Source organism: Xenorhabdus sp. PB62.4, assembly GCF_014467285.1.
Lineage (GTDB): Bacteria > Pseudomonadota > Gammaproteobacteria > Enterobacterales > Enterobacteriaceae > Xenorhabdus.
On record NZ_NKHR01000003.1, the window covers coordinates 202,025 to 228,988 of the forward strand.

Here is a 26,964-nt window from a genome sequence, read left to right on the forward strand (position 1 = left end):
TTTTACAGCCTGTTTTTAGGCTTTTTTTAGTAACGATTGAGGAAAAGCGTGTCTACCGCAGAACTCATCAGCACGGCATCGCTGGCTGAACAAGCATTACGAAAAACATTCGGATACCAGCAATTTCGTCCGGGACAGCAACAGGTTATTGACGCCGTTCTTGATGGGCGCGACTGTCTGGTGATTATGCCAACGGGAGGCGGTAAATCGTTGTGTTATCAAATCCCGGCATTGGTAAAAAATGGGCTGACGCTGGTCGTATCGCCATTAATTTCGTTGATGAAAGATCAAGTTGACCAATTGCGGGCAAATGGCGTAGAAGCGGAATGTCTGAATTCAACGCAAAGCCGTGAACAGCAGTTTGATATTATTCAACGCTGTCGTCAGGGAATCATTAAACTACTCTATATTGCCCCTGAGCGCTTGGTAACAGATAACTTTCTCGAGCAGCTTCATGACTGGCAGCCCGTTTTATTAGCTGTCGATGAAGCCCACTGTATTTCCCAGTGGGGACATGACTTTCGCCCGGAATATCGGGCACTGGGCCAGCTTCGTCATCGGTTCCCAGCTCTTCCTGTGATTGCACTGACGGCAACGGCGGATAAAACCACTCGTCAGGATATTGTGCGTTTATTGGAATTACATGAACCGATTATCCATATCAGCAGTTTTGATCGCCCCAATATTCGCTATACGTTGGTAGAAAAATATAAACCGCTCGATCAACTCTGGGCATTTGTGCGTGCTCAGCAGGGAAAAAGCGGAATTATTTACTGCAATAGCCGGACTAAAGTGGAAGAAACCGCGGAGCGTTTGCAAAAGCGTGGATTAAGCGTTGCACCTTATCATGCAGGGTTGGAAAACAATCAACGTGCATGGGTGCAGGATGCTTTCCAGCGTGACGATTTGCAGGTGGTTGTGGCAACCGTTGCATTTGGTATGGGGATTAACAAGCCCAACGTGCGTTTTGTCGTGCATTTTGATATTCCCCGTAATATCGAGTCTTATTATCAGGAAACGGGTCGTGCGGGGCGAGATGGTTTACCTGCTGAAGCTGTGCTGTTTTACGATCCTGCGGATATGGCGTGGTTGCGCCGTTGTCTGGAAGAAAAGCCGGCTGGTGAACAACAAGATATTGAACGACATAAACTCAATGCCATGGGGGCATTTGCGGAAGCACAGACTTGCCGGCGCTTGGTTTTGCTGAACTACTTTGGTGAAAGCCGCCAGACAGCCTGTGGCAACTGTGATATTTGCCTTGACCCACCCAAGCGTTATGACGGGCTGGTGGAAGCGCAGAAAGCATTATCTTGCATCTATCGCGTTGGACAACGTTTTGGGATTGGCTATATTGTAGAAGTGTTACGTGGTGCGAATAATCAACGCATTAGAGATTTTGGGCATGACAAACTGCCCGTGTATGGCATCGGTAAGGAGCAAAGTCAGGAACATTGGATGAGCGTCTTGCGTCAGCTTATTCACTTGGGACTGATTAGCCAAAACATCGCCAATTATTCTGCATTGCAATTGACAGAGGCTTCACGGCCTGTATTACGGAGCGAAGTACCTTTACAACTTGCCGTACCGCGTATCCAAAACCTGAAAAGCCGTAATCAGCAAAACAAATCATACAGTGGCAATTATGATCGTAAATTATTTGCGAAATTGCGCAAACTGCGTAAATCCATTGCTGATGAAAATAACATTCCGCCTTTTGTCGTCTTCAACGATGTCACGTTAATTGAGATGGCAGAACAGTGCCCGATTACACCTGATGAGCTTTTGCTAATCAATGGGGTTGGGCAGAGAAAACTAGAGCGTTTTGGCGATGCGTTTATGACGCTTATCCGCGAGCATTTTGAGGGATTTGAATAACCGAAGGGTACTGAACCGAGGAAGATAAATGGCACCTGAGATATTGAAAGAAAGCTGGTTAAACCGCGAACCTCAGTTCTCTGCCTTTACGAATGGATTATTACTGGATTTTTGGCGAACGAGAGAAGAGCGGCAATTTATGGGCGTTGATGATATTCCCATCCATTATGTCTCCTTTTGTTCACCTCATCATGACAAAACACTCGTTATTTTGCCCGGTCGCAGTGAAAGTTACGTGAAATACCCCGAAGTAGCCTATGATTTTTACCATCTAGGCTACGATATTTTTATTATTGATCATCGTGGACAAGGGCGTTCAGGGCGAATGTTGGATGATGGACAAAAAGGTCATGTTGAAGCGTTTGAACATTACGTGGATGACCTTGCGAAATTCATTGAGCTGGAAGTGACGTCCCGTCCGTATCATCATTGCTATGCGTTGGCGCATTCAATGGGAGGGGCTATCTTGAGCCGTTTCCTGCAACGCTGCCAAGAACCTGTTTTTCGTGCAGTGGCATTATGTGCGCCGATGTTTGGTATCAACTTACCCATGCCCCGCTGGTTGGCGAATTTTCTGGTTAACCAGGCAGAACCCAATGCCAGAAGACGCAATGCTTATGCCTTGTTGACGGGGCAATGGCAACCTTTGCCTTATTTCATCAATTTATTAACGCACAGTTATGCACGTTATCAGCGTTATTTACGCTATTATGTTGATTATCCTGAATTACGCCTTGGCGGGCCGACTTACCATTGGATGCGTGAAAGTATGCTAATGGGAGATAATCTGGTTGAAAATGCGGGTAAAATTCAGACTCCACTCATCGTGTTACAGGCGAGTGAAGATAAGGTAGTTAGTAATCGGGAGCTACTGGCTTTTTGCGAATCACGCCAAAAAGCGGGAACAGGAAAAGAAGAACAAAAGCCTCTGGTTATCCAAGGGGCTCATCACGAAATCCTATTCGAAAAAGATGTATTGCGGGCGCAGGCCCTTAATGCAATTTGTGATTTTTTTGACCAGAACTGATTTAGTTTAGGAACTATAACTATGTATCATGTTGTCGCTTCAGATTTAGATGGCACGTTGTTGTCTCCCGACCATAAATTAACGCCATATACTAAGGAAACGTTGAACCTGCTGACAGATCAAGGGATTCATTTTATTTTTGCGACAGGGCGTCATCATATTGATGTGGGGCAGATCCGTGATGGATTGGGCATTGATGCTTATATGATCACTTCCAATGGCGCAAGAGTTCACAATACGCAAGATGAATTGGTATTCAGCCACAACTTAGATCCTGAAATTGCCCATGATTTATGCCTATTGGAATTCGATAATCCCAATGTGCTGACTAACTACTTCAATAATGACGATTGGTTAATGAATCGTGAAGCCCCTGAACAGGAAGAATTTTTTCAGGAATCCGTTTTCCATTACCAGCTTTTTCAGCAGGATCATTTTCCTCTAGATGGTGTGTGTAAGGTTTATTACACCAGTGACGATCATGATTATTTGGTGGATTTGGAAGAGAGGATCAAGGCGAGCTGGGGAGAAAAAGTCAATGTTAGTTTTTCACTGAGAAATTGCCTGGAAGTGATGGCTGGTGGTGTTTCCAAAGGTCATGCGCTGGAGCAGGTTTGTCAATCCATCGGGTATCAGTTGAGTGACTGCATTGCTTTTGGTGATGGTATGAATGACCGTGAAATGTTGAGTGTGGCAGGAAAGGGTTGCATTATGCAGGACGCACATCAGCGTTTGAAAGACATTTTACCGGAGATGGAAGTTATAGGCTCCAATTCTAATGACGCAGTTTCTTGTTATTTGCGGAAAATGTATCAAGTTTGATGCTAATAATCTGAATTATCGAGAGAAAACAGCCTCCTATTGGGGGCTGTTTTTTGCTTTTAATATTAACTATGATAATTAATAGTATTATTTATTTTTAACTTTTGTATAAGTGTGCTTTTTGTTTTTTTATTCTAAATAAATAGAAAGCAATTATTTTTAAAATGAAATTATTTTTATTATTCTAATTTAAATTGGTTTTTTATGGTGTGAATGTTTTTTTGTTAACGTATTGTTTTTGTATGTATTTATCTTTTTAATTTGGACGTGGTATCGGAAAGTTTAATGGGTGAATTCTGTGATTATATTGTTGTGAAACAAATTTTAGTATCTTCCTTTAAAAATTTATTAATTACAAAACTTAATTTTTCCCTAATATTTGTGACTGGCATTAGATTATTGGTTTCTTCTATTTGAATATTCTACGCGAGTAGATAAGTTTATGTATAAATATCATTCATGAATAACAATAATATTTTTAGATATACCTCGTTGGAATTAAAATTTTACTGTTCCAACATTCAGGGAATATATTGCAATGCCGTATGAAAATACGGCATTAGCTGCCATTCAGATACAGCATGCTTCTGAAGTGTGTCTAGCAACAAAAGAAGGGCGCAAGGGGTTTCGGCGTGCCGTTTTTTCCTGTTGGTTGGGAACGACAATGGAATATGCTGATTTTGCTCTATATGGATTAGCGGCCGGTATTATTTTTGGGGATATTTTTTTCCCCGATATGACGCCCACCGTCGCCCTCTTTGCCAGTTTTGCAACCTATTCAGTTGGATTTATCGCTCGTCCCATTGGTGCTCTTGTGTTTGGATGGTTAGGTGATCGCAAAGGGCGAAAGATCGTCATGATAATGACGGTTATCTTGATGGGGCTCTCAACCACGTTAATTGGGTTTATTCCAAGTTATGCTCATATCGGAGCTTGGGCTCCTGCCTGTTTGGTAATATTGCGATTCATACAGGGATTAGGGGCAGGTGCAGCACTATCTGGCGGCACGGTTATACTTGGGGAATTTGCACCACCAGCAAAACGGGGCCTGGTTTCTTCTGTCATTGCCTTGGGTTCAAATAGTGGAACTCTGCTGGCATCGCTGGTTTGGTTGCTGGTATTGACAATGGATAAAGAAGATTTACTCGATTGGGGATGGCGTATTCCATTTCTGTCCAGTGCCTTAATTGCGATAGTTGCACTTTATATTCGCCGATATATGAATGAGACACCTGTTTTTGAACGCTACAAGAAAGAGCTGGCAGAGCAACGTTTGCAATCATTGGCTGCAAGTGAGAAGCAACGAGTAGCTTATGAAAACCGAAGTTTTTGGCAACGTACTAAGGCTTTTTGGATCATGGTTGGCTTACGTATTGGCGAAAATGGTCCTTCGTATCTGGCTCAGGGATTCATCATCGGTTATGTCGCCAATGCGCTGATGCTGGACAAATTTATTCCCACAATTGCGGTATCTATCGCATCCATTTTGGGTTTTTTGATCATACCATTGTCAGGCTATCTGTCAGATCGCTTTGGGCGCCGTATTACCTATCGCTGGTTTTGCTTATTACTTATGCTTTACGCATTTCCTGTTTTTATCTTACTGGAAAGCCGTGAACCTATGATTGTCATCCCAACTATTGTTGTAGGAATGGGGTTGGCTTCTTTGGGGATATTTGGCGCTCAGGCTGCGTGGGGAGTAGAGCTTTTTGGTGTGGCGAATCGTTATACTAAGATGGCTTTTGCAAAAGAGTTGGGAGCCATGTTATCGGGAGGCACAGCACCATTAATTGCTTCAGCATTATTATCTTTTACAGGGCATTGGTGGCCTATTGCCTGCTATTTTGCGTTGATGGCAGGTATTGGTTTTATTACGACATTCTTTGCACCAGAAACACGTGGTCGGGATCTCAATTTACTTGAGGACGCGATTTAGAATCGATCTTAACCTGCGGGCGACATATATCATGAATTCACACTTGAAAAGAGTGACGCGTAGTGATGTTGCAAAAGAGGCTGGAACTTCAGTAGCGGTTGTCAGTTATGTTATCAATGATGGCCCCCGACCTGTTGCAGAAGCGACTCGCCAGCGTGTATTAGCAGCGATTCAGAAAACGGGATACCGACCTAATAGTATTGCAAAGGCATTGGTTTCTGGGACAACACATGCTTACGGGCTTATTTTGCCAAATATTGCCAATCCTTTTTTTTCTTCTGTTGCCCATGCTTTGCAGCAGGAGGCGTTCAAACATGGGCAAGTTTTGCTGCCAGGGGATTCCGGGGATAATCGTACCCGTGAAAAAGAGTTACTCAACAACTTATTGAATCGTCAAATTGATGGCTTGCTGTACACGAGTGTTGATCGCCATCCATATATTGATTTGGTTCAGGCCAGTGGCACACCTTGCGTGATGTTGGATTGGATCAATGCGGGATCAAATGTCAGTGCGGTTCGTGTCAATGAACGGATCGCCGCATTCAAGGTGACCCAACATCTTACTCAGCATGGTTATCGGGATATTGCCATTATTTGTGGCCCTCTTGATATGTTGAATACACAAGATCGGCTGTCAGGTTGGCGTGATGCTTTGATGCAGGCAAATTTGGTGGTACGTGACGAGTGGATTTTTTCCACGGAATATACCCGTCAGGGAGGCTACGAAGTCACTTTACAAATGTTAAAAGGAAAGCCGCCTCGTGCTTTGTTTGCCACCAATGAATTACAGGCATTTGGATGCCTGCGTGCGTTGGCTGAGCATGGAATCGTTGTACCTGATGATATTGCATTAGTTTGTTTTAATGCCACGCAACAATCACAGTTTAATGTACCGTCTTTGACGGCAGTGCGTCAGCCAATTGACAAAATGGCGCAAACAGCCATTGAAATATTGAGAACTTGGGATGGGAAAGCTCAGGAACGCGAGTTTGAATTTGAATTACAGATTGGTGAATCTTGTGGCTGTAAACCTGGTTTATAGATTTGAATGATAAATTGGGTTAATTAACGTGGCAGTTCACCATACAAAGAAACGGCGCTGCCACACTCATCTTAATTTCATCTTCCACTGAGTATTGTCATCAACTGATTGAATGATTGTAAATATTGATGAGCGAGTTTTTGATGATAGATCTTTGTTAAAATTATGTAAATGAATCCGTGGTTGTCGCAGCATTTTTTGATTTTTTGCTCTTGGGTAGTGAAATAAAGTATTTTTATGTCGATATTAGTTATTTTATATATATAACATGATTAACTATCATCATTGAAAATAAATCAAACTCTAACGAGTGTTAATAATAAATTTATTGGCTTTGTTTTTCTGATAGTTTTGTGTGTAACTTTGGTATGTACCAGAGATTTTTATATGGATTTATTTTGAATTTGGCATTTGGAAGAATTTTTTAATTCATTAACTAATAACGGTGTAAATAATACAGTATTACTCTGAGAATAATAAGAAATAGACTTTAAAAGGTAAATAAGTGTAAAGTTAATCATCCTTTATAGTTTGTCTGTTTTTCCTTTATATAATCTAATTTCAATTAAGTGATATTATGAATTGGTATCTTGGTGTCTTTACAAAATATGCTATATTCTCAGGGCGTGCCCGTCGTAAAGAATATTGGATGTTTTATTTGTTCAATATGATTGCAGTCCTGGCACTCTGTATATTGGGTTCAGCAATTGATGAGGCTATTGGTTTAGTCTTGGTTGGTGCTTATGCGCTTTTCTCCTTAATTCCAAACATCTCAGTAACGGTACGTCGCCTTCATGATATTAACCGATCTGGATGGTGGTTTTTATTGATTTTTGTTCCATTATTAAACATTGTTTTATTCGTATTTACCCTGTTAGAAGGTACTCAGGGAGATAACGAATACGGATCAGATCCGAAAAAAATGCCTTAATAATTTAAGGCATAACCTAAATTAAAAGTTCAGTTTGCCATCATTTTTAAACGCTGTTCATCATTTTCGGGCAGCGTTTTTTTATAAAAAATTGCTGTAAGCGAATAATTCCGTTTTTCTAAATATCATAGATTATTTATTTTCTGCTAAATTGAAAAATTGTCGTTTTCACTTTTCTCCCTTTTTTGTATCACCCCGTAAATTGCTAATCCTCCTAATACTACGACAGCCATCATCAATGGTGTTTGCTTGGCAAAGTCGGATTCCAGTACTGTACCAAAACAGAGATACCCGACAGGTACGGCGAGGAATCGTGTAGAGGAAAACAGTGTCATTATGCGGCCAAACAATTTTTCTGGTACTTGACGTTGAATCAGAGTGACTTCAACTGGTGCAGAAAATCCAATGCACATGCCAATAGCGAAAAGCTGGATGAACAGGACATATTGTCCGCTGAATAGGTTCATGGATATCAGAAACAGTACGAATAGGCTGTATCCAGAAAAGATGATACGGTTGCTGGAAAAATATTTTCCATAAACACCATACAGCAATGAAGAAAGTGTTGTGCCTATGCCAAAGCAAGTCATTGAGACACCAAGGCTTAAAACAGAATTAAATTCCTGTTTATTTACATACGGTAAATAAACGACCAGAAAGGGTGTGATCACAAAATTCACTACCGAACTGATGATAAGTACTGCAAAAAGCGCTTTTTCAGATTTTATATACCTGAATGCTGTGAGGAAAATGGAAAAGATCAATGGCAGGATTTTTGCGGACATCACTGTAGCAACCAAAAGCGGGCTACCCGATATTTCCAGAATCAGCCACGGAATAGCAATCTCTGTAATGGCGTTTCCTAAAATAGAAACACCATTTAATGCCAATAATCCTCGAATTTGAAAAGGTATACGTTTGACCATGTCGCAGTAATATTATAGTGCCCCTGATTTACGTGGTGGATTTCGGCCCGAGGTATTGGCTATCGAACTACGTATTTCTTGACCAAAAATATCAACGCGTGCCTGAAAAGGCGGGAATGGCAAGGTAATATCGTGTTTGCGGAATTCCTGCAAAATGTGTTGGTGTACTTCATGGCGGGCAGGCATACGGTGCCCCATTTCTGCGGCATAAGCACGCAACTCGTAAATCTGAATACCTTGCTGTAAATCCACCAAATAGACTTCCGGCGTCGGATTATCGAGAATTAATGGTGAGCTTTTGGCGGCAGTCATTAATATGTCGGTAGCATATGCGGATTCAGTATCGGCTGGGACAGGGATCGTCAGAACGATACGGGTGATCGTGTCAGACAGAGACCAGTTGATGAACTGCTCAGTAATAAAGGCCTTATTGGGAACAATAATTTCTTTTCTATCCCAGTCAGACAGAGTGGTTGCACGTGTATTGATCTTCGTGATACTGCCGGTCAGGCCACGTATAGTCACGGTATCGCCAATTCGAATGGGCTTTTCAAACAGGATAATCAAGCCAGAAATAATATTGGTGAAAATTTCCTGTAAACCAAAACCAAGACCCACCCCCATCGCGGCAATCAGCCATTGAAGTTTAGACCACTCAATACCCATCAGGGAGAAGCCAACCAAGCCACCAATCAGGGTAATACTGTATTTGGTCAACGCTGTGATGGCATAACCTGTACCCGGTGATAGATCCAAATGCTGTAACAGGGCAAGTTCCAGCAATGCCGGCAAATTACGGACAAGTTGCGTAGTAATGATGATAACCAATATCGCAACGAGTATTGCACCGAGAGTAATTGGCTGGACAGTATCGACACCGTTTATGGTCGTACTCACGTTCCAGAGCCTGATATTTTCAAGGAAAGAAAACGCTGAATGTAATTCAGACCACAATAGAATGAGTGAAACGAGAGCAAGCATTGTCAGGATCGAACGTACTAACCCTAATGACTGGGCGCTGATTGCATCCAAATCAATCACAGGTTCTTCAACTTCGATCGAGCCTTCTACACTGCTGTTGATATTGCTTGAATCCTCTTCGCTTTTGGCGCGTTGGGCCAATATTTCTGCACGGCGCTGTTTGGCACGTTCAAAAGCAATTTTGCGTCGTTGGATCAGCATCCATCGACGAATAATGTGGTAAATGACCAGCAAGAAAAACCAGATAGCAACGGAGGTTTCCAGACGCCCCAGCAAAGCCTGTGATGTTTGCAGATAGCCGAGGATCGAAGCAAATGCTGCTAAGATCGGGGCAGAAAGCAGTATCCACCATAGGACAGAGCTAACGAGATTTTCACCTGATCCATATTTGTCCATGTAAAGCGGGATACCGGCGCGTTTTAGGCTGTTAGTCACCAGGCTTAAGGAAATACAGAGCATCACAAAACAGAGCCTGCCGAGGGTAGGGGTAAATTCCCGGTCGCTGTAGTTGTTAAAGGTGATTAATGCCATCATGAGAGGCACGATCAGGAAAATGGACAGGCGATAGAAACGCATTGCCCGTTTTATGCGCTCTTCAGGCCAGCGAAAATGCGCGATAAATAAGCCATTCGGATGAGCAAATGCGGCACTGAGCATAAAGATCCATAGCACTGGCGTTGTTGCACGTACACCATCACCAATTGCGTTAGCCATCGGATATTGCCACGCATTTTGCAGGCCATAACCAATGGCTGACCAGAGCATTGGCAGCGGTAATGCCGCGATGATAGACCAGAAAACAGTACGCAAAGTAAGAGAAAAATGATCTTGTGTCACTTTGCCGATGCGATTGCTGGAACGCTCAAGAAAAGCATGATACTGGCGGTGCGAACTGATACTGAAAATCACCAGTAGCAAAGTACCCAGTAAATAGAGCAGAGTATCCTGTGTGGTCAGCATATTATGGATTGCTGCACCTAACTGTGAAAATGTATCCAGAGACAGAAGGCGCGTCAGAGCTTGCACTACCTGTAGTGGATAATCCAGCGATATGGAATTAACATCCGCGACCCAGAACAGATAGCGATGAGTGGCGTCCCTAACCTCTTTCACCGCATCATTTAATTGATTGGTGGCTACTTTGAGCTTTGTTAATTCCAGAATTTCGTTGTCATACCCTGAAAGCAGAGAATTTAACAGCTCTTTCCGAGTCCGGGTCAGGGACTCATAAACTTGTTTCTGTGCCGGAGTCAGGGAATGATATGAAGATGATGTCTGGTCAGGATCGTTCTGTGAATGTTCCAGCATATCCTCGTATTTCAGCCTTTCGACCCGCAATTCGGCAATACTTCTGTCGAGTTGCTGGGATTTTGGCATATCAGGGATACGAGTGACCTGAGCTCTTAAGGCTTCCCCAAGTGCAGTGGAATCGCTTAGCCATTGTGCCTGTTCACGAATAGTATTAAGTGTCTGGCGTACCAGCAAAATATCGCTGGCAGCCTTGCGCTGTTGTGAACCAATAACATCCATGCTCTGAGTTTGGTGGCTGAGCATTTGTGATAATTGGCGGTTTTGCTGAAGCTCATCCAGCAAAAATTGTGGCAGTTTCCCTCCACTCTGTTCTGCCAGCATTTCGGTATGTTCAAGTGCGGATTCTGCTTTTTGTTGGCGTTGGCTGTTTAGCTGACTGCGCAATTGTTGGAGTTTAAGATCCAGCCGTTGATAGCGTTTTTTAAATAAATCGGCACGTATACGGGCAATTTCTTGTCGGTTATTAGCAGAAAGTTGTGCCATTTCCAGTTCGTTGGTCACGGCTTTACGGGCGTTGACTTCTGCTTGGGCCAAAGTCAATTGTGCTTCAGAGAGGGGAGAGGCAGGTGAACCCAAAGATTGGAGACGGGACGTCGCTTCTGTCAGCAGACGTTTCGCCTCAACCTGTTGCTGAGGCAACTGGTTCATGGAATCGCTGATTTCCCGGATCTTATCCTGTTCTTGCTGTAATTGGCGTCCCTGTTCCAGTAATTCGCTACTAACCTGAATAATTTGTTGTTCTAAGTTACTGATAGACTGATTAGCAGGAATGGGGGGAACAGTATTACTTTCGGCAAGAATTTTCTGGCGTAATTCTCTGATGATAGATGGAAAATCATCAATCGCCTGTTGATACTTTTGAGTGCGCTCATCGGCGGATTTTGTATCGTTAACCCAATTTATAGCCCCTTGAAGTGCTTGCGCGATTTCAGAACCTTGTGGATTCTTACTACCTTCAACCTGCTTGAGCTCTTGTTTCAGTTGGGTTTCATCCAACTGTGTGATGGCGGCAAAAGCCGGATTTGCAATCAACAGGCTGAGAAGTAAACTGATAATCAGGCGCACAATAAGGGGCTCCTTGGATTTAAAATTAGCTGACGATGTCTTTACTCACTGGTTCATCATTGACTGGTTCATCGGTGTTCACTGTCGATTCTTCTGCCGTGATAGCCTGAGCCAGCAAACCACCCATGCGGGTTTGTGAACCGCTGTATAAATTATTGGCAAAATTAACCTGATTGGAAGCAAACAGGTTGATAACAGTTGAACCAAGTTTGAAGCGCCCCATTTCCTCTCCTTTTTTGAGAGAAACAGCACCTTCCTCACCTTCAGCCGGATATGTCCAGCGTTTGATGATGCCTTCGCGCGGCGGTGTGACACAACCGCTCCAAACGGTTTCAATACTACCAACAATCGTTGCACCCACCAGAATTTGTACCATTGGCCCGAATGCTGTTTCAAACACACAGATGACACGTTCATTACGCGCAAACAAATTGGGTACATTGGCTGCCGTCAATGGATTGACTGAAAACAGATCGCCGGGAACATAGATCATTTCTTTTAGTACACCGTCGCATGGCATATGGACACGGTGATAATCTTTTGGCGATAAGTAAGTGGTAATAAACTGGCCGTTGCGGAATTGCCCGGCGAGTTGATGTTGCCCTGCCAGAAGAGCTTCAACAGTGTAGTAGTGGCCTTTGGCTTGAATAATTTGCTCTTCGCGGATTGCCCCAAGCTGGCTGACGGTTCCGTCTGCCGGCAGAGCCAATTGATTGTCTTCACTGACGATAGGGCGAATGCCTTCCTTCAATGGGCGGATAAAAAACTCATTGAATGTTGAGTAAGCAGTGAATGAAGGGTCTTTGGCTTCATTCATGTCCACTTTATAAGTTTTGGCGAAAGCTTTGATTACAAGTTGTGTCAGCCAGCCAGCCTTTTTATTGGCAAACCAGCCTGCCAAATTTGTAAGGCATTGTTTTGGCAGTAAATATTGTAACCTGATTTTAAGATTATCCAGCACGTCAACCTCTTGGATTTTTTTCTGGCAAATTGGACAAAAGTTTTCTATTGTACCTGCCATTATTTTGAATGTCAGGGTATCGTTAATTATTGTCTTATTTTTGACCGCCTGTGAAATTTCGGCGTGGTTTAACTTGTGCCATGCTTTCCAGAATCCGGTGATAATTTTCGAAACGCTCTTCTGCAATAATGCCTTGTTCTAACGCTTCCCTTAAGGCGCATCCCGGGTCATCGTGATGTTTGCAGTCCCGGAATTTGCAGCCGCCAAGGTATTCCCGGAACTCAATAAAGCCTTGTGTCACCTGCTCTGGCGTCAGGTGCCATAATCCGAACTCACGAACACCCGGAGAGTCGATGACATCGCCCCCCAACGGGAAATGATAAAGGCGTGCTGTCGTGGTGGTATGCTGACCCAGGCCGGAATTATCAGAAACTTCGTTAACCAGAATGTCTTCTTCAGTATCAGGCAGCAGAGTATTGAGCAAGCTGGATTTCCCAACGCCGGACTGCCCTGCAAAGATGCTGATTTTATCAGCCAACAGGGAGGTAAGTTCAGAGATCCCTTCACCGGTATGGCTGGAAACTTCCAGTACGCGATAGCCGATATTACGGTAAATGTTCATGACATCGTTAACCCATGTACGGCTTTCGGGGTCCAGCAGATCGACTTTATTGAGTACGAGTAAAGGCTCGATGTTGAGTGTTTCACAGGCGACTAAATAGCGATCAATAATATTCAGTGAAAGCTCAGGCAATATAGCGGAAACAATCACAATTTGGTTGATATTTGACGCGATGGGCTTGATGCCATCGTAGTAGTCGGGGCGTGTAAGCACAGAAGTACGCTCATGAACCGCTTCTACGATCCCATTAACTTTGACATCAGATTGGAGTTGCAACGCCGGGCGCCATACAACGCGGTCGCCGGTCACCAATGAGCGGATTGTTCTGCGAATATTGCAACGCTGTATGGAAGAATCTGCGGCCTCAATATCGGCATGTTGCCCGAATCGGCTGATCACCAGCCCTTCCTGTGGGTCGCCAAACTGGCTATCATCCATTTCTGGTTTGTTGGCATTAGCCTTGTTCAGCCTGCGCTGATGATTGGCTTGCACACGGCGTTGCTGCCCTTTGGAAAGTTTACTTTTAGCCACCGAACCTCACTTATTTTATCTATCTTGCTGATTATCGCTGTGAATGATCAAAAACGTTATGATACATCACCGATACAGACTACCTCTTTTGAAGGAAACTAGGATATATCATGTCAAAAAGTGAGAACAATCTTATCTGGATAGATTTAGAGATGACGGGATTAGATCCCGAGCGGGATCGCATAATCGAAATCGCAACGATTGTCACAGATGCGGAGTTAAATATCCTTGCAGAAGGCCCTGTGATTGCGGTGCACCAGTCAGATGAGCAATTGGCATTGATGGATGACTGGAATGTGCGGACGCATACTGCCAGTGGGTTGGTCGAGCGAGTGAAACAGAGTCGGTTTGATGATGCTCAGGCAGAGAAAGCCACTATCGCTTTTCTGGAACAGTGGGTTCCGGCAGGAAAATCGCCAATTTGTGGCAACAGTGTGGGGCAGGATCGCCGTTTCCTGTTCCGTTATATGCCAGAGTTGGAGAAATATTTTCACTACCGTTACTTGGATGTCAGTACGCTGAAAGAACTGGCTCGTCGTTGGAAACCTGAAATGTTGTCAGGGTTCAGTAAGAAAAATACCCATCAGGCATTGGATGATATTCGGGAATCCATTGCTGAATTGGTGTATTACCGTGAGCATTTTATCCAGAAATAGACGTTATCCAGAAATAGACGTTATCCAGAAAAAAAGCAGGAGTTGGTAAAAGGCTTGTACGTAAGTTAATCGCTGTGTTGATGATTAAGCGGATAATTTGCCGATTTAATCATCAATCAGAGAAAAAATGCGATTTTTTGTGTTTTTGGGCTTGCCAGAAGAATAATTCCTCGTATAATGCGCTCCCCGTACCGATGAATAATTTCAACAGTACGTCACACCAAGATTTAAGCGGGAATAGCTCAGTTGGTAGAGCACGACCTTGCCAAGGTCGGGGTCGCGAGTTCGAGTCTCGTTTCCCGCTCCAAATTAAAAGTTATGCAGGTGTGAAGAATTAGGCTGATATCAGCCATAAAAATGCGGGAATAGCTCAGTTGGTAGAGCACAACCTTGCCAAGGTTGGGGTCGCGAGTTCGAGTCTCGTTTCCCGCTCCAAATTCAGGACGGTAGATTTTTTATCAAAGTCTGCAAGTCATAAAAAAAGCGCCTTTAGGCGCTTTTTTTTGTTTTCAAAATATCTTACCAAGGCCAACGGCCACGTGAACATTCAATGGTGCTGTGGTTTAGTCAATTACAATGGGTGCGATGATGTGCTCCATTGATATATCCGAATAAACTTATCACTATTCTGCAAGCGTCATATTGATGTTGACTAATATTAAATCCCTTTGCTAGATTAAACCATACGTTATAATCACATAAAGAAATTAATACGATTTAACCTCCCTGAAGTGGGAATAAAAAAGTGGGTATAAACGTATAACGGAAGCGCTCTCCATAACCCAATTGTCTGCAAAAAATCATCTCTAATCTGTCCTGAGAGTTTCTTAAGGACGTTTATCTAACCTATCAATGTGAAGAGGATAGAGCCGATGAGTTATGATGTCATTGTTGTAGGATCTGGCGCTATTGCAGGGTCGATAGCTTATGAACTTGCTAGTCGCCAATTGAAAGTATGCAGGTTGGGAAGTCTTGATCGTAGCAATGCTGCCTCAAAAGTCGCAGGAGCAATGAACGGTTGTTTTGGTGAAGTAACCAACAGGCTTGTTGCGAATGATTATGGAAAACTGAAACTCAAAATGGATTGTATCGCGAAGGATCGCTGGTCAATATGGGCACAGCGTTTGGTCGCGTCTTCGGGGGATACTCGCCCTCTGTTTACCGCAAAAGGCACTCATGTCATTCTTAATACCGCAGGCATGGCGGTAGTTGATAATGTTAATTATGATGCCATAGAGAATGCTCTTCGTGAATATAATGAACCCTATGAGGTTGTTGATCCACAATCGATTAAGGGCATGAAAGCTAATGATTTGGTTCGTTCGTTGAAAGGGCTTTATATTCCAGAAGAACATGCCCTCAATGCTCACATATTGCTTGAAATGTTGGATGCCGCCTTTCTCAGGGAAGGAGGTGAAATCGTCGATAATAATGTTAAGCGCGTTCTCACCGAAAGTGGTGCCATAACGGGTGTTGAAACTGTTGATGGAGTGCGCTTTACTGCAAATAAAGTGGTGATTGCGGCAGGAGTGCAGTCACTCGATATATTATCAGACCAGCTTTCTATCGTGCATAAAATTCCTCCGCTCTTTGCTGGTCATGGCGTGTCTGCTTTACTCAAAATTAAAAATCCCGATGAATTACCAACATCAGTTATTCGTACACCTAATCGTGCATTTGCTTGCGGGCTACATTGTATTCCGCATGGTGATGGTATTCTTTATGTGGGCGCGACTAATATTGTGTCCAGCCAACCTCGTGCACACGCGACAGTGGCTACCCTACAGTTCCTTGTGGAGTGCGCTTACAATCAGATAAATGTTGATTTGTTTGAATCAGAGATTCTTACAGTTCAGGTTGGCAATAGGCCCATCTCCGCAGACGGTTTTCCATTAATTGGCGAGTGTGGCATAGATGGGCTGTGGCTTGTGACAGGCACATATCGGGATGGTCTGCACCAATCTCCGTTTTTAGCGGATTATACTGCGAATGCACTTATGGGGCTGCCTAATCCAGAGATAGACTTAGGGGATTTTACACCTATTCGTCGGCCCTTAATGGGATTTAACCGGGAGATAAACATTTTTGAGGCTGCACAGCAAGCATCCGCGATGGGTTATGAATGTCTCTGGAATATTAGACCGGGGTGGAGTGGATTAATCCACGAAAGTTTACTCAATAAATTTCGTGCGCAAGCTGAATCTATTGATGCTATCTATACGCCTCCCCCTGATTTGGTTGCATTCTCTTGCCATGATGAGCAGATAACAAAGCGGTTACGGGATTACTACCGTAATTGGAAAGAATGAAACTAATTGAAAGGAATGAAAATTGTTGGACATCACTATTAATGATGTCCAACACGTATTATCACATCGTTTTTTGTAATTCTTTCAGCAATGTTTTCCTGCTTTCCATCATATATTTCATCGCTTTTTGCTTCACATGTCCAAAACCACGCACTTGATTGGGCAATTCTGCAATTTGCTGACAGATTGCCAAATTATTGTGATCCATTTTTTCGATCAAAATATCAATTAATCGCTCATATTCAAGCAGCAAATTTCTTTCCTGCTTACGCTCTTCTTGATAGCCAAAAATATCGAAGACAGTGCCACGCAGTGATTTACACGCAGCAAGGAAGTGGAGTATAGGAATAATCCATGAACCGTATTCCCGTTTTCCTCGTTGACCTGTGCGGGGATCTTTACGATTGAGCAGGGGAAGGCTGAGGTGAAAGCGAATTTTATTTGTATTATCGAATTGAGTTTGCAGGTTATCGAAAAAATCGGTTTTGACAAAAAGGCGTGCAACTTCATATTCATCTTTGTACGCCATCAATTTAAATAAGTTTTCAGCAACTGCCCTGGTAATTTCTTCGGCATCAATCTGTTGCGCTACCATCTGAATCTGGGCAACACGGCTGAGATAATGTATCGCGTATCTTTCATTCTGATAATCAACCAGCAATTGATATCGATGCATCACGAGGTCGTCCAGGCTTTTTATGCTTTTTTGTGGATGCGTATTTAAATGCTTCTGTAAAATCTCTGGTTGCACAGCCGCGATACGGCCTATCAGAAAAGCCCGTCGCGCATTATCCGCTGAATTTCCCAGCTCTTGAATGGTATTGTGGATAGAAGATAACGTGATCGGGAGTTTACCAAGTTGCCAGGCATAACCGATTAATATGATATTTGTTTGAGCTCGGTCTCCTACCAGATGAGCAGCCATCATTTCTGCATCAATAGAGAGTAAGGTGTGAGTATGTTGGCTAAGGAGATCCAGCATCTTAGGTTGATCAAGATCCAACATCGGGGCTCGGAGCATTGCGCCAATTTGCGTTTCATGAGTGTTGAGGATACATTTCGTTGAACCCCTCGACATAACTTCCAGCGCATTTTGCCCTATCGCCGCAACGAGATCAGCAGCGATAACCAGATTAGCTCTCTCTCGATCAATCCTGACTTGATGCAGTTTATTGGCGTTATGGCATAACCGAATATGGGTTATTGCTTCCCCTCCCTTTTGGGCAAAACCGGTAAAATTGAGCAAGTTGACGGCACAATCATCTAATTGGGCGGCATTTGCAAGGAGATGTCCTGTGGTGACGATGCCTGTACCGCCGACCCCAACCAATAGGATTTCATAAGGGATTTCCGCCAAGACGGGGGTTGGTAGTGGTAGCTTCTGGATAATTTTTTCTAAATCGGTTTGTGAGAGAATTTTGCTGAGATCGGGACATGGATTGGCATCTTCGACGGTAATAAAGCTTGGGCAAAATCCTTTCAGACAGGATAAGTCCGAATTACAAACGTGTTGATCTATCGTGCGCTTAGTGCCTAAAAGGGTTTTTGTCGGGATCACAGCGAGACAATTCGATTGTATTTGACAATCACCACAGCCTTCACAAATTTGCTCGTTAATGACAGCACGTCGCATCACTTTGGGGGCTAACCCACGCTTTCTTTTGCGGCGAAGCTCTGTAGCACACTCTTGATCGTAGATGATGACGGTTACGCCAACAATCTCACGAAGTCGTTTCTGTATATCTTCCAGATAATCCCGCCCATAGAACTTCACATTGGCGGGAAGGCGGCTTTTATCTTTATATTTATCAGGATGGTCTGTCACAACAACGACTTCTTTTACCCCTTCTGAAATCATCAAAGAGGCAATTTGTAATATTGTAATGTTTCCATCCAGTGGCTGCCCGCCTGTCATCGCGACGGCATCATTAAACAATAACTTATAAGTAATGTGGCTTCCCGCAGCAACAGATTGACGGATAGCTAAGTGACCGGAATGAAAATAGGTTCCATCTCCCAGATTCTGAAATACGTGAGAGCGATTGACAAAAGGGGCATGTCCTATCCAGTCGACACCTTCGCCTCCCATTGGCGTGAGGCCGTTTCCTGTGTTGCGATCCATCCACGCAGCCATGACATGGCATCCTATGCCAATTTGAGCTTGGCTACCGTCCGGCAAGCGGGTTGAAGTGCTGTGAGGGCATCCTGCACAAAAATAAGGTGTTCGTTTAGGCAAAGTGGCATCATGCGGAATAATCGCTGTCGACCATTCTGGCGGCACGGAGAGAAAGAGGCCGAACTGTTGTAACCATCCAGAAAGTGGAGTTGCGATCCGTGAGGGACGTACTTCTATGTCAGCCGGCAACAATTTTTGACCGAGATGGTTATGTTTGCCTATCAGATTGATGCTTTTTCGTAACTTAACTAATTGATGTGCTAACAGCATTTCAACGATGGCTGCTTTCTCTTCAATGACAAAGATATCAGTCACTTGTGCAGCTAGTTCGCTGAGAAGCGGTGATAAAGGAAAAACCAAGCGTACATGAAGAAATGCGATTCCTCGTTGTGCCAATTCGGAAGGTGTCAGCCCTCCAACACGCAGAGTTTCCATGACATCCAGATGGGCTTTGCCAACTGTGACCAATAAGGCGCGTGGATGTTCACAAGGTGTGAGGAGATAATCAATGGGGTTCAGTTTGGCAAAATCTTCAATGGCTTTCAGTTTATAGGCTAAACGCTTTTCAATCTGCGGGCCGGGGAGATCTGGCCAACGCCAGTGCAATCCATCGGGGCCGGAATCAACTTGAGGGATTTTGTACTCGGGGAAGGGTTTACTTTCTCTGATGGCACCGCTTTCCACAACTTCACTGATCGCCTTGAATCCAAACCATGCGCCGCTTACGCGTGAAGCTGCCCACCCCCATAGGCCAACATCGAGGTAATCAGCAACCGATGCCGGATGCAAAATGGGCATACTCCATGCCATCATCGCGAGATCAGATTGGTGGGACATGGAAGAAGAGACACAGCCATGGTCATCCCCGACGATAACCAACACACCACCGTGTGGTGAAGAGCCATAGGCATTGCCATGTCTCAGTGCATCGCCAGAACGATCGACTCCCGGCCCTTTGCCGTACCACATCCCAAAGACACCATTAACTTGCCTGTCAGAGTCAGATTCCACTTTCTGTGTACCTATCAGTGCATCTGCCGCAAGATCCTCATTGACTGCCGGCTGAAACCGGATATTAGCTTGAATAAGCTCTTTGCTGTGTTGCCATAATGTTTGATCTAAACGGGCTAAAGGTGAACCGCGATAACCTGAAACGAATCCCGCTGTATTAAGATTATGGAGTTCATCTAACTTAGCTTGAGCGAGTAGAAGGTCAACCAGCGCTTCAGTGCCCGTGACAAATTTAGATTGATAATATCGAGCCATATCTTTGACCCTCTCTGAAGAGAATAATCATCTAAGTAACGACCAAAATTGATGCTAATCTATTTCTATCAAATGGTTACGACAAGCATAAATCTTATTAGATGTTAGTTATTTGTTTATTTAATGTTAATTTTATGGGATATGGAGCCATTCTAAATAATTGCAACGGAGATGGCATGTCATTTTTGTGTCAGAACTGAGCGGGTATCTTTTGAGCGTTTAGCATGAAGATAAATGTAAAGGGCTTGCCATCTTATCTGAACATGTTCATAATGGCGCACATTATTAGTGTGCAGGTTAAGATAATTGTCTTGCTATTCATAGTGTTGAATAGTGTTAACCAGCATTCAGGTATCTCAGGCTAATAATAGCCATCAGCGACGCGGGAATAGCTCAGTTGGTAGAGCACAACCTTGCCAAGGTTGGGGTCGCGAGTTCGAGTCTCGTTTCCCGCTCCAATCATTCTTACCTCACCCCATTTATTCGAGTTTCTCAACTTCTTTCCAACATAATGCTATCCAATCAATTAAGACCGATATCCGATTGGGAACATAGTGGCTTTTCATTCTCAACAGATGAACAGGCAGTGCGGGTAACTGCCACTCGGTTAGTTCCGATTGAGCGAGCAGGAATGGCGACGGGCATTTTAACTACCATGTGGGCTTGTGGCGAAGCGATATGTGTGGCGAGAGCTTTGGCAATGTTAATTTATCGGGACAGGAATTGATGACTATTTATAGTAGTGCTTTCAGCGTCCTGACTTATACATTGATGGGGATAACATTATTGGCTGTGGCTATTTGTTTTTTTACTTTAAGAAATGGACGAATAGCTATTAATACTAATGTAGCAACATGATAAATAAATTTTTATGTATGGATCATTATAACGGTACATTTATTTGGGCTGTATTTAAAATCAATTGGATATCGTTAATAAGCTCAGTGCCAAACTATAACTTCCGTTGATTAGGCTAATCCATCTATTATTCATTATCACGATAGCGCTGGAATTTGATATCGCTTTTCTGACCAATCCACAGGAGTATATCCCAGTATGTTGAAAAGTAAGTTCTTTTTCGTTGGCACTGGGAAGACAATGTATCTCCGTGATCATCATTAAAAACCTGCTGGTTGTAGCGTTATTACAGTGGGTATCGGTGATACTAATAGATCCTCTTTTTCAGCAAGGTTTTGATCATACGCATATGTATTGTAATTATGTCTGTCCTTAATAGAGCCATTATCTTTATAAATTAGGAATTCGGTGTTGATTAAAAAGACTTCTTTTCTTGATCTTTAAAAAAATCGTCATTATTGATGGGAGCATAGAAAAGATGATAAGAACCGGAGAAAGATATCTTGATGACCTGAGTGATGGACGAACGATTTTTATTAATGGAGAGAAGATTGCAAATCATGTGGATCATCCCGCGTTCAGGAATGCTATCAGGTCTGTAGCGAATTTATATGATTATAAAGTTAATCATGCCGATAGCATGACTTTTAAGACAGAAACGGGGGAGCAAATCAGCCTGTACTGGGAATTACCCTCTACACCAGAAAAGTTAGTTGCACGCGGTCATGCTGCCTATGAATGGGCGAAGCAGACGGTTGGCTGGTTGGGCAGAAGCCCTGATTATACTCCATCGGCACTTACAGGAATGCTGACGCATATTGAGTTATTTGAATCTTATTCACAAGAGCGAGCGGATGCTCTGCGGAATTATTTTGCTTATGCGAGTGAAAAAGATCTCTATCTGACTTACGCACTGATTAGCCCACAAGGTGATCGTTCAAAAACACCGGGTGAGCATACTAAAAATATTTATCACACTCTTGGTGTGGTGGAAAAGAATGCGAAGGGCATTGTTGTCAGAGGTACAAAGATGTTGGCAACCGGGGCAGCTCTGGCAGATGAAGTTTTTGTTGGTACGCATTACCCCCTTAAGCAGGGCGTTGATGAGCGATATGCACTCTCTTTTGCTGTGCCACTTAATACGGATGGCATCAAAATCATTTCAAGGCAATCTTACGAACTAGGGGCAAATCCCAAGGATTATCCGCTATCGTCCCGATTTGATGAAAATGATTCCATGCTCTATTTTGATGATGTTTTGGTGCCCTGGGAAAGGGTCTTTGTCTTCGAAGATATTGAGATGTGTCTCAGACAGTTAGACTCAACGGCGACAGAAGTGATAATGGATACTCAAGGCCTGGCGCGTTATGCTGTGAAATTGCATTTTTTGGCGGGTTTGGCTCAGAATATGGCTGAGATAAACGGCGTGAGTCAGATCCCTGCCGTGAAGGAATCACTTGCACAGTTAGCCTGTTATGCCATGAATATGGAGGCGCTGTTTAAAAGCGTCATCCATTGTCCAAAAATATATAACGGATTTTATATACCAGATAAGACCCTGCTTTATACGTATCGGGTTATGTCGCAGTCAATATATCCTAATGTGTTGGAAATAATCAGAAAGCTAGCGGGTGGAGGCATTCTGATGTTGCCATCCAGTGAGGCAGATTTAGAAAATGATGAAATTTTAGGAATAATCGAGAAAACACAATATTCATCAGTTGCTTCCCCTATCGAAAGAGTCAGGCTGATGAAGTTAGTGTGGGACGCGGTTGGGTCAGAGTTTGCTTCAAGGCATCATCAATATGAATTGTTTTATGCAGGCGCCCCTTATCAGACGTTAGGACGTTTTTATAAGCAATACGATTGGGAGTCATCAAGGGCATTGGTTGAGAAGGTAAAAATGCCATAGTCGGTAAGGGGAAGTGCCAGCATAGAAATGTTGGCACTTATTACAATTCATATCTTATTTTCCAACAGTTACCTGACTTTCACCCCAAATATAGACCCTATTAAAAATGCAATCCCCGCCAAAAATAAATTGTCGATAAAGCGCTTGCTATCCTGCTCTAACAAGTCCATAATGCCGCCTCATTTTTGAAGAGGCAGAGGAAAATTTCTCCACTAGCGTCTAGAATGGATGGGTGGGGTTTTTATTTCACTGCTGATTTCTGGTGTTTTCTACTAGAATTCAATTCTCGTTTTTATCCACAGAATTTAAAATTACAGTCATATTGAGTCACTTGACGATGCTCTACTTGTTGCACAGAGTTATCCACAGGGGGCTTTGCCGTGTTTGAATATTTTGAGTTATCACCCAAGGCAATGGTTTATATTTAACTTATTGATTAATTAAAATAATTAACTTCATTTTAAAATACATTGATTAATATTTACCCCTGATTTGTTTATTGTTCAGAAAAGCATTTTTATTTTATTCACAAGGAAACAGACGGCTTTTTTAACAAAAAATTCGATTGGTTGATTGTTAAGCATCTCTGGGTAGGCCTTTAGTAATAGCACGTATCAAACGTTTTTGTTGTGAGGTCTGAACTTCGATTGAATTAGCATTACGGCGGTTTATTTGTTGATTAATAGCCCAGTGGATATGTTCATCCAAAACATTACTTAATCCCGTTCTTTTTTCCAAAGCTAGTACGATGTCATCTTGGTAAGGTGCATTGCCTAAGGCAACAGAAATGTTGCGTAGCCAGCGCAAATACCCAATGCGACGAATTGCTGAGCCTTCCGTGATGCGCAGAAATTTTTCTTCACTCCAACTGAACAGATCAAGCAGCTCTGGAGTATGCAGTGCTGCACGTGGGTTGAAATCAGCTTCATCTGTCAATTGTGAAAAACGGTTCCACGGGCAGATAAGCTGGCAATCATCGCAGCCATAAATCCGGTTACCCATTAACGGACGAAATTCTTCCGGTATTACGCCTTCCAATTCAATTGTCAGATATGAAATGCACCGTCGGGCATCAATGGTATAAGGCTCAACGATGGCTCCTGTCGGACAAGTTGTCATGCAGGCCACACATCGCCCACATTGTTCTTCTTGGGGGGCATCAACAGGTAAGGGAAGATCGATCAGCAATTCACCGAGGAAAAACCAGGAGCCTGAATCTCGATTTAATATAAGTGAGTGTTTACCAACCCATCCAAGCCCGGCTTTTGCTGCCAGTGGGCGTTCCATGATAGGAGCAGAATCGACAAAAGGACGAAAATTCAGAGTTCCCTGATATTCATGGGTGGTGCAATAGTCTTGGATCGTATCGCCTAGTTTTTTGAGACGTTGGCGCAGCAGTTTATGATAATCTCTGCCCAGCGAATAGCGGCTAACATAGCCCATTTGTGGATTGTTAAGCGTACTGGCAAAAGCGGCTTTAGCGGGCAGATAATTCATGCGTACACTAATTACCCGCAAAGTTCCGGGCAGCAGTTCATGGGGACGGGCGCGCATCATACCGTGACGTGCCATCCAGTCCATTTCGCCATGATATTGCTTATCAAGCCATTCCTGTAGCTTTGGTTCTTCTGCCGATAAATCGGTGTCACAGATACCGACTTGTTGGAAACCGAGGGAAATACCCCATTGTTTGATATTTGCTGCTAGAAGATTCAGATCGAGAGGGGCTGCCATGGGATATCAATTTACTGCTGTAAGAGGAGCGTAGATTAACACAGTGTGGATTGAATACAAAAAATACGGAATATGGCGTTACAGCGGTGCATAAGATGTTCAGTGATTATGCCTGAGTTATGTTATGGTTATCGGTTAAGCTATTTTACTGATATGTCTATCTGTTCAGGCTCTTAATTCAATAAATAAAATAGATATTTTTCGATGAAAGAACTCGTTTTACCACTTCCAAATGAAAATGCCACAGTTGCATTGGGTAATGCAGTGGCGTCAGTCGGCGATCGCGGCTATGTTATTTATTTATATGGTGATCTTGGTGCAGGAAAAACCACATTTAGCCGTGGTTTCCTACAGGCGCTCGGCCATCAGGGGCATGTGAAAAGTCCAACTTATACGCTGGTCGAACCTTACGCTTTACAACCACGGCCTGTCTATCATTTTGACTTATACCGTCTGGCTGATCCTGAAGAGCTGGAATTTATGGGGATCCGTGATTATTTCCACCAGGATGCTATTTGCTTGGTGGAATGGCCTCAACAAGGCGCTGGTGTTCTGCCTGATGCCGATATTGAGCTGCATTTGAGTTATGACAGCGAAGGCCGACAGGCGCGTTTTGTTGCGTTATCTGAATATGGTGAAAGTCTGTTGGATAATTTGAAGTCCTTATGAAGGAATACCCGACCATGATGAATGCCTTTTGCGTGAATGTGGTAAAAAAATGGCATGCCCACTGGGTGATGGCCTGTGTTTTGTTTGTCATGTTGAGTCAGTTGGTCATGACAACGGCTATGGCGGCTACGTTGTCGAATGTTCATGTGAATAATAGCCCCTCTGAGGCCACAGTAACGTTGGAATTCACTGGCGGGCGCCCTGATTATCGATTTTTTCCTTTGCATTCTCCCGAACGATTAGTCGTAGATATTCGTCAATCTGGCAAAATCGTTGGTCTACCGATGCGCTTATCCGGGCAGGATTTAGTCAGGCTGGTACGCTCCAGTCAGCCGCCTGATACACATCATCAGAGGGTTGTGCTGGAATTGGCGAATAAAGCTACAGAGACGTTTTCAGTGAAGAAAACAGGTAGCAAATATCAGCTAGTTATTACTCTTAAAACCAAGGATGCAGCGAATAATAGAGCACCTATTTTCAGGGATAATGCTGCTAAAAATGAAAGTAAGCAGTCACTTACTTATGATGCTCAGTCAATGAAACCGGAGGTAAAACCTGCCCCGAAATCTTATGAATCCACGAACCTTAATGATAAGAGCGTGAAAAAACAGGCAATTCAATCTGGAAAAGGTATCCGCCCGATTGTGGTTGCTATTGATGCAGGGCATGGTGGGCAAGATCCCGGTGCGATAGGTCAACGTGGATTGAAGGAAAAAAATGTAACTATTAGTATTGCCCGTAAACTGGAAGCACTTTTACGCAGCGATCCCATGTTTAAGCCTGTATTGACGCGGAATGGCGATTATTTTATTTCTGTGGCGGGACGTTCCGAAGTTGCCCGTAAGCATAGAGCCAATATGTTGATATCGATTCATGCAGATGCGGCTCCTAATCGTGGTGCCAGAGGGGCTTCTGTCTGGGTGCTCTCTAACCGCCGTGCAAACAGCGAATTGGGTAATTGGCTGGAACAGCATGAGAAGCAATCCGAGTTGCTGGGAGGCGCAGGAGATGCACTTGCTAATGGCACCGACCCATATTTGAGTCAGGCTGTGTTGGATTTACAATTCGGCCATTCCCAGAGAGTTGGTTATGATGTCGCTATGCAAGTATTGAGTCAGCTCACCAGAATTGGTTCTTTGCATAAACGCACACCAGAGCATGCGAGCCTTGGTGTTTTACGCTCGCCGGATATCCCGTCTATTTTAGTGGAAACCGGTTTTATCAGTAATCTGTCTGAAGAAGAGTTATTGGGTTCCAACCAATATCAGGAAAAATTGGCACAAGCCATCCATTTAGGATTACGTCATTATTTCCAGACTAACCCATTGCAGACAGCACCAAAGTAACCAATATA

17 protein-coding genes and 3 tRNA genes are annotated in these 26,964 nt (G+C 43.5%); 14 read left to right on the top strand and 6 right to left on the bottom strand.

Annotated features, from left to right (window positions below; all coding sequences use genetic code 11):
• The first annotated feature begins 48 nt into the window (after window positions 1-48).
• From recQ to Xenpb_RS04195, 6 genes are all read left to right on the top strand, one after another.
• The gene (gene recQ / locus Xenpb_RS04170; RefSeq protein WP_187653220.1) at window positions 49-1,875 is read left to right on the top strand and encodes an ATP-dependent DNA helicase RecQ; all 1,827 of its coding nucleotides are present in this window, start codon (window positions 49-51) and stop codon (window positions 1,873-1,875) included.
• Window positions 1,876-1,903: 28 nt separating this feature from the next.
• Window positions 1,904-2,902, top strand: coding sequence for a lysophospholipase L2 (gene pldB, locus Xenpb_RS04175; protein ID WP_187653221.1), 999 nt, complete (start codon window positions 1,904-1,906; stop codon window positions 2,900-2,902).
• Window positions 2,903-2,923: 21 nt separating this feature from the next.
• The gene (yigL, locus tag Xenpb_RS04180; RefSeq protein ID WP_187653222.1) at window positions 2,924-3,724 is read left to right on the top strand and encodes a sugar/pyridoxal phosphate phosphatase YigL; all 801 of its coding nucleotides are present in this window, start codon (window positions 2,924-2,926) and stop codon (window positions 3,722-3,724) included.
• Between the two features lie 538 nt (window positions 3,725-4,262).
• The gene (locus Xenpb_RS04185) at window positions 4,263-5,660 is read left to right on the top strand and encodes an MFS transporter (RefSeq protein WP_187653223.1); all 1,398 of its coding nucleotides are present in this window, start codon (window positions 4,263-4,265) and stop codon (window positions 5,658-5,660) included.
• Between the two features lie 31 nt (window positions 5,661-5,691).
• Window positions 5,692-6,702: a LacI family DNA-binding transcriptional regulator gene (locus tag Xenpb_RS04190; RefSeq protein WP_187653224.1), complete on the top strand. Its 1,011-nt coding sequence runs from the start codon at window positions 5,692-5,694 to the stop codon at window positions 6,700-6,702.
• A 577-nt stretch (window positions 6,703-7,279) separates the two neighbouring features.
• On the top strand, window positions 7,280-7,633 hold the full coding sequence (locus Xenpb_RS04195) for a DUF805 domain-containing protein (RefSeq protein ID WP_187653225.1): 354 nt from the start codon (window positions 7,280-7,282) through the stop codon (window positions 7,631-7,633).
• A 146-nt stretch (window positions 7,634-7,779) separates the two neighbouring features.
• On the opposite strand, the gene Xenpb_RS04200 is transcribed toward Xenpb_RS04195, so the two are convergent.
• The 4 genes from Xenpb_RS04200 to rsgA form a co-directional block, all read right to left on the bottom strand.
• Window positions 7,780-8,559, bottom strand: a complete 780-nt coding sequence (locus Xenpb_RS04200; protein WP_187653226.1) for an MFS transporter — start codon at window positions 8,557-8,559, stop codon at window positions 7,780-7,782.
• Between the two features lie 12 nt (window positions 8,560-8,571).
• On the bottom strand, window positions 8,572-11,916 hold the full coding sequence (gene mscM / locus Xenpb_RS04205; protein ID WP_187653227.1) for a miniconductance mechanosensitive channel MscM: 3,345 nt from the start codon (window positions 11,914-11,916) through the stop codon (window positions 8,572-8,574).
• A gap of 25 nt (window positions 11,917-11,941) precedes the next feature.
• On the bottom strand, window positions 11,942-12,877 hold the full coding sequence (asd, locus tag Xenpb_RS04210) for an archaetidylserine decarboxylase (protein WP_187653228.1): 936 nt from the start codon (window positions 12,875-12,877) through the stop codon (window positions 11,942-11,944).
• Window positions 12,878-12,971: 94 nt separating this feature from the next.
• The gene (gene rsgA / locus Xenpb_RS04215) at window positions 12,972-14,030 is read right to left on the bottom strand and encodes a small ribosomal subunit biogenesis GTPase RsgA (RefSeq protein WP_099112707.1); all 1,059 of its coding nucleotides are present in this window, start codon (window positions 14,028-14,030) and stop codon (window positions 12,972-12,974) included.
• A gap of 110 nt (window positions 14,031-14,140) precedes the next feature.
• Here rsgA and orn point away from each other — a divergent pair, with 110 nt between their 5' ends.
• The 4 genes from orn to Xenpb_RS04235 all read left to right on the top strand — a co-directional run bounded on the left by orn (window position 14,141) and on the right by Xenpb_RS04235 (window position 16,995).
• A complete protein-coding gene (orn, locus tag Xenpb_RS04220) occupies window positions 14,141-14,686 on the top strand; it encodes an oligoribonuclease (protein WP_187653229.1) in 546 nt (181 codons plus the stop codon).
• Between the two features lie 231 nt (window positions 14,687-14,917).
• Window positions 14,918-14,993, top strand: a tRNA-Gly gene (locus tag Xenpb_RS04225).
• A 52-nt stretch (window positions 14,994-15,045) separates the two neighbouring features.
• Window positions 15,046-15,121, top strand: a tRNA-Gly gene (locus Xenpb_RS04230).
• A 437-nt stretch (window positions 15,122-15,558) separates the two neighbouring features.
• Window positions 15,559-16,995 carry an FAD-binding oxidoreductase gene (locus tag Xenpb_RS04235; protein ID WP_187653230.1) on the top strand — a complete coding sequence of 479 codons (1,437 nt, stop codon included), beginning with the start codon at window positions 15,559-15,561 and terminating at the stop codon, window positions 16,993-16,995.
• 61 nt (window positions 16,996-17,056) lie between these two features.
• Here the strand turns inward: Xenpb_RS04235 and Xenpb_RS04240 are convergent, their stop codons facing one another.
• Window positions 17,057-20,437 carry an indolepyruvate ferredoxin oxidoreductase family protein gene (locus tag Xenpb_RS04240; protein ID WP_187653231.1) on the bottom strand — a complete coding sequence of 1,127 codons (3,381 nt, stop codon included), beginning with the start codon at window positions 20,435-20,437 and terminating at the stop codon, window positions 17,057-17,059.
• Window positions 20,438-20,819: 382 nt separating this feature from the next.
• Between Xenpb_RS04240 and Xenpb_RS04245 the strand changes: the two genes are divergently transcribed.
• Window positions 20,820-20,895 (top strand) — tRNA-Gly (locus Xenpb_RS04245).
• Between the two features lie 878 nt (window positions 20,896-21,773).
• A complete protein-coding gene (locus Xenpb_RS04250) occupies window positions 21,774-23,207 on the top strand; it encodes a 4-hydroxyphenylacetate 3-hydroxylase family protein (RefSeq protein ID WP_187653232.1) in 1,434 nt (477 codons plus the stop codon).
• 576 nt (window positions 23,208-23,783) lie between these two features.
• On the opposite strand, the gene queG is transcribed toward Xenpb_RS04250, so the two are convergent.
• A complete protein-coding gene (gene queG / locus Xenpb_RS04255; protein ID WP_187653233.1) occupies window positions 23,784-24,941 on the bottom strand; it encodes a tRNA epoxyqueuosine(34) reductase QueG in 1,158 nt (385 codons plus the stop codon).
• Window positions 24,942-25,145: 204 nt separating this feature from the next.
• Here queG and tsaE point away from each other — a divergent pair, with 204 nt between their 5' ends.
• Window positions 25,146-25,610, top strand: coding sequence for a tRNA (adenosine(37)-N6)-threonylcarbamoyltransferase complex ATPase subunit type 1 TsaE (tsaE, locus tag Xenpb_RS04260; RefSeq protein WP_187653234.1), 465 nt, complete (start codon window positions 25,146-25,148; stop codon window positions 25,608-25,610).
• 17 nt (window positions 25,611-25,627) lie between these two features.
• Entirely contained in the window at window positions 25,628-26,956 is a 1,329-nt protein-coding gene (gene amiB / locus Xenpb_RS04265; RefSeq protein ID WP_255523019.1) for an N-acetylmuramoyl-L-alanine amidase AmiB, read from the top strand.
• The last annotated feature ends 8 nt before the right edge of the window (window positions 26,957-26,964 follow it).

Bases quoted from the DNA above. Each gene is read 5' to 3' on its own strand.
- Xenpb_RS04200 (WP_187653226.1), bottom strand. From the start codon at position 8,559: ATGGTCAAACGTATACCTTTTCAAATTCGAGGATTATTGGCATTAAAT.
- tsaE (WP_187653234.1), top strand. From the start codon at position 25,146: ATGAAAGAACTCGTTTTACCACTTCCAAATGAAAATGCCACAGTTGCA.
- amiB (WP_255523019.1), top strand. From the start codon at position 25,628: ATGAATGCCTTTTGCGTGAATGTGGTAAAAAAATGGCATGCCCACTGG.
- queG (WP_187653233.1), bottom strand. From the start codon at position 24,941: ATGGCAGCCCCTCTCGATCTGAATCTTCTAGCAGCAAATATCAAACAA.
- Xenpb_RS04185 (WP_187653223.1), top strand. From the start codon at position 4,263: ATGCCGTATGAAAATACGGCATTAGCTGCCATTCAGATACAGCATGCT.
- orn (WP_187653229.1), top strand. From the start codon at position 14,141: ATGTCAAAAAGTGAGAACAATCTTATCTGGATAGATTTAGAGATGACG.
- Xenpb_RS04240 (WP_187653231.1), bottom strand. From the start codon at position 20,437: ATGGCTCGATATTATCAATCTAAATTTGTCACGGGCACTGAAGCGCTG.
- yigL (WP_187653222.1), top strand. From the start codon at position 2,924: ATGTATCATGTTGTCGCTTCAGATTTAGATGGCACGTTGTTGTCTCCC.
- Xenpb_RS04190 (WP_187653224.1), top strand. From the start codon at position 5,692: ATGAATTCACACTTGAAAAGAGTGACGCGTAGTGATGTTGCAAAAGAG.
- Xenpb_RS04235 (WP_187653230.1), top strand. From the start codon at position 15,559: ATGAGTTATGATGTCATTGTTGTAGGATCTGGCGCTATTGCAGGGTCG.
- Xenpb_RS04250 (WP_187653232.1), top strand. From the start codon at position 21,774: ATGATAAGAACCGGAGAAAGATATCTTGATGACCTGAGTGATGGACGA.
- pldB (WP_187653221.1), top strand. From the start codon at position 1,904: ATGGCACCTGAGATATTGAAAGAAAGCTGGTTAAACCGCGAACCTCAG.
- Xenpb_RS04195 (WP_187653225.1), top strand. From the start codon at position 7,280: ATGAATTGGTATCTTGGTGTCTTTACAAAATATGCTATATTCTCAGGG.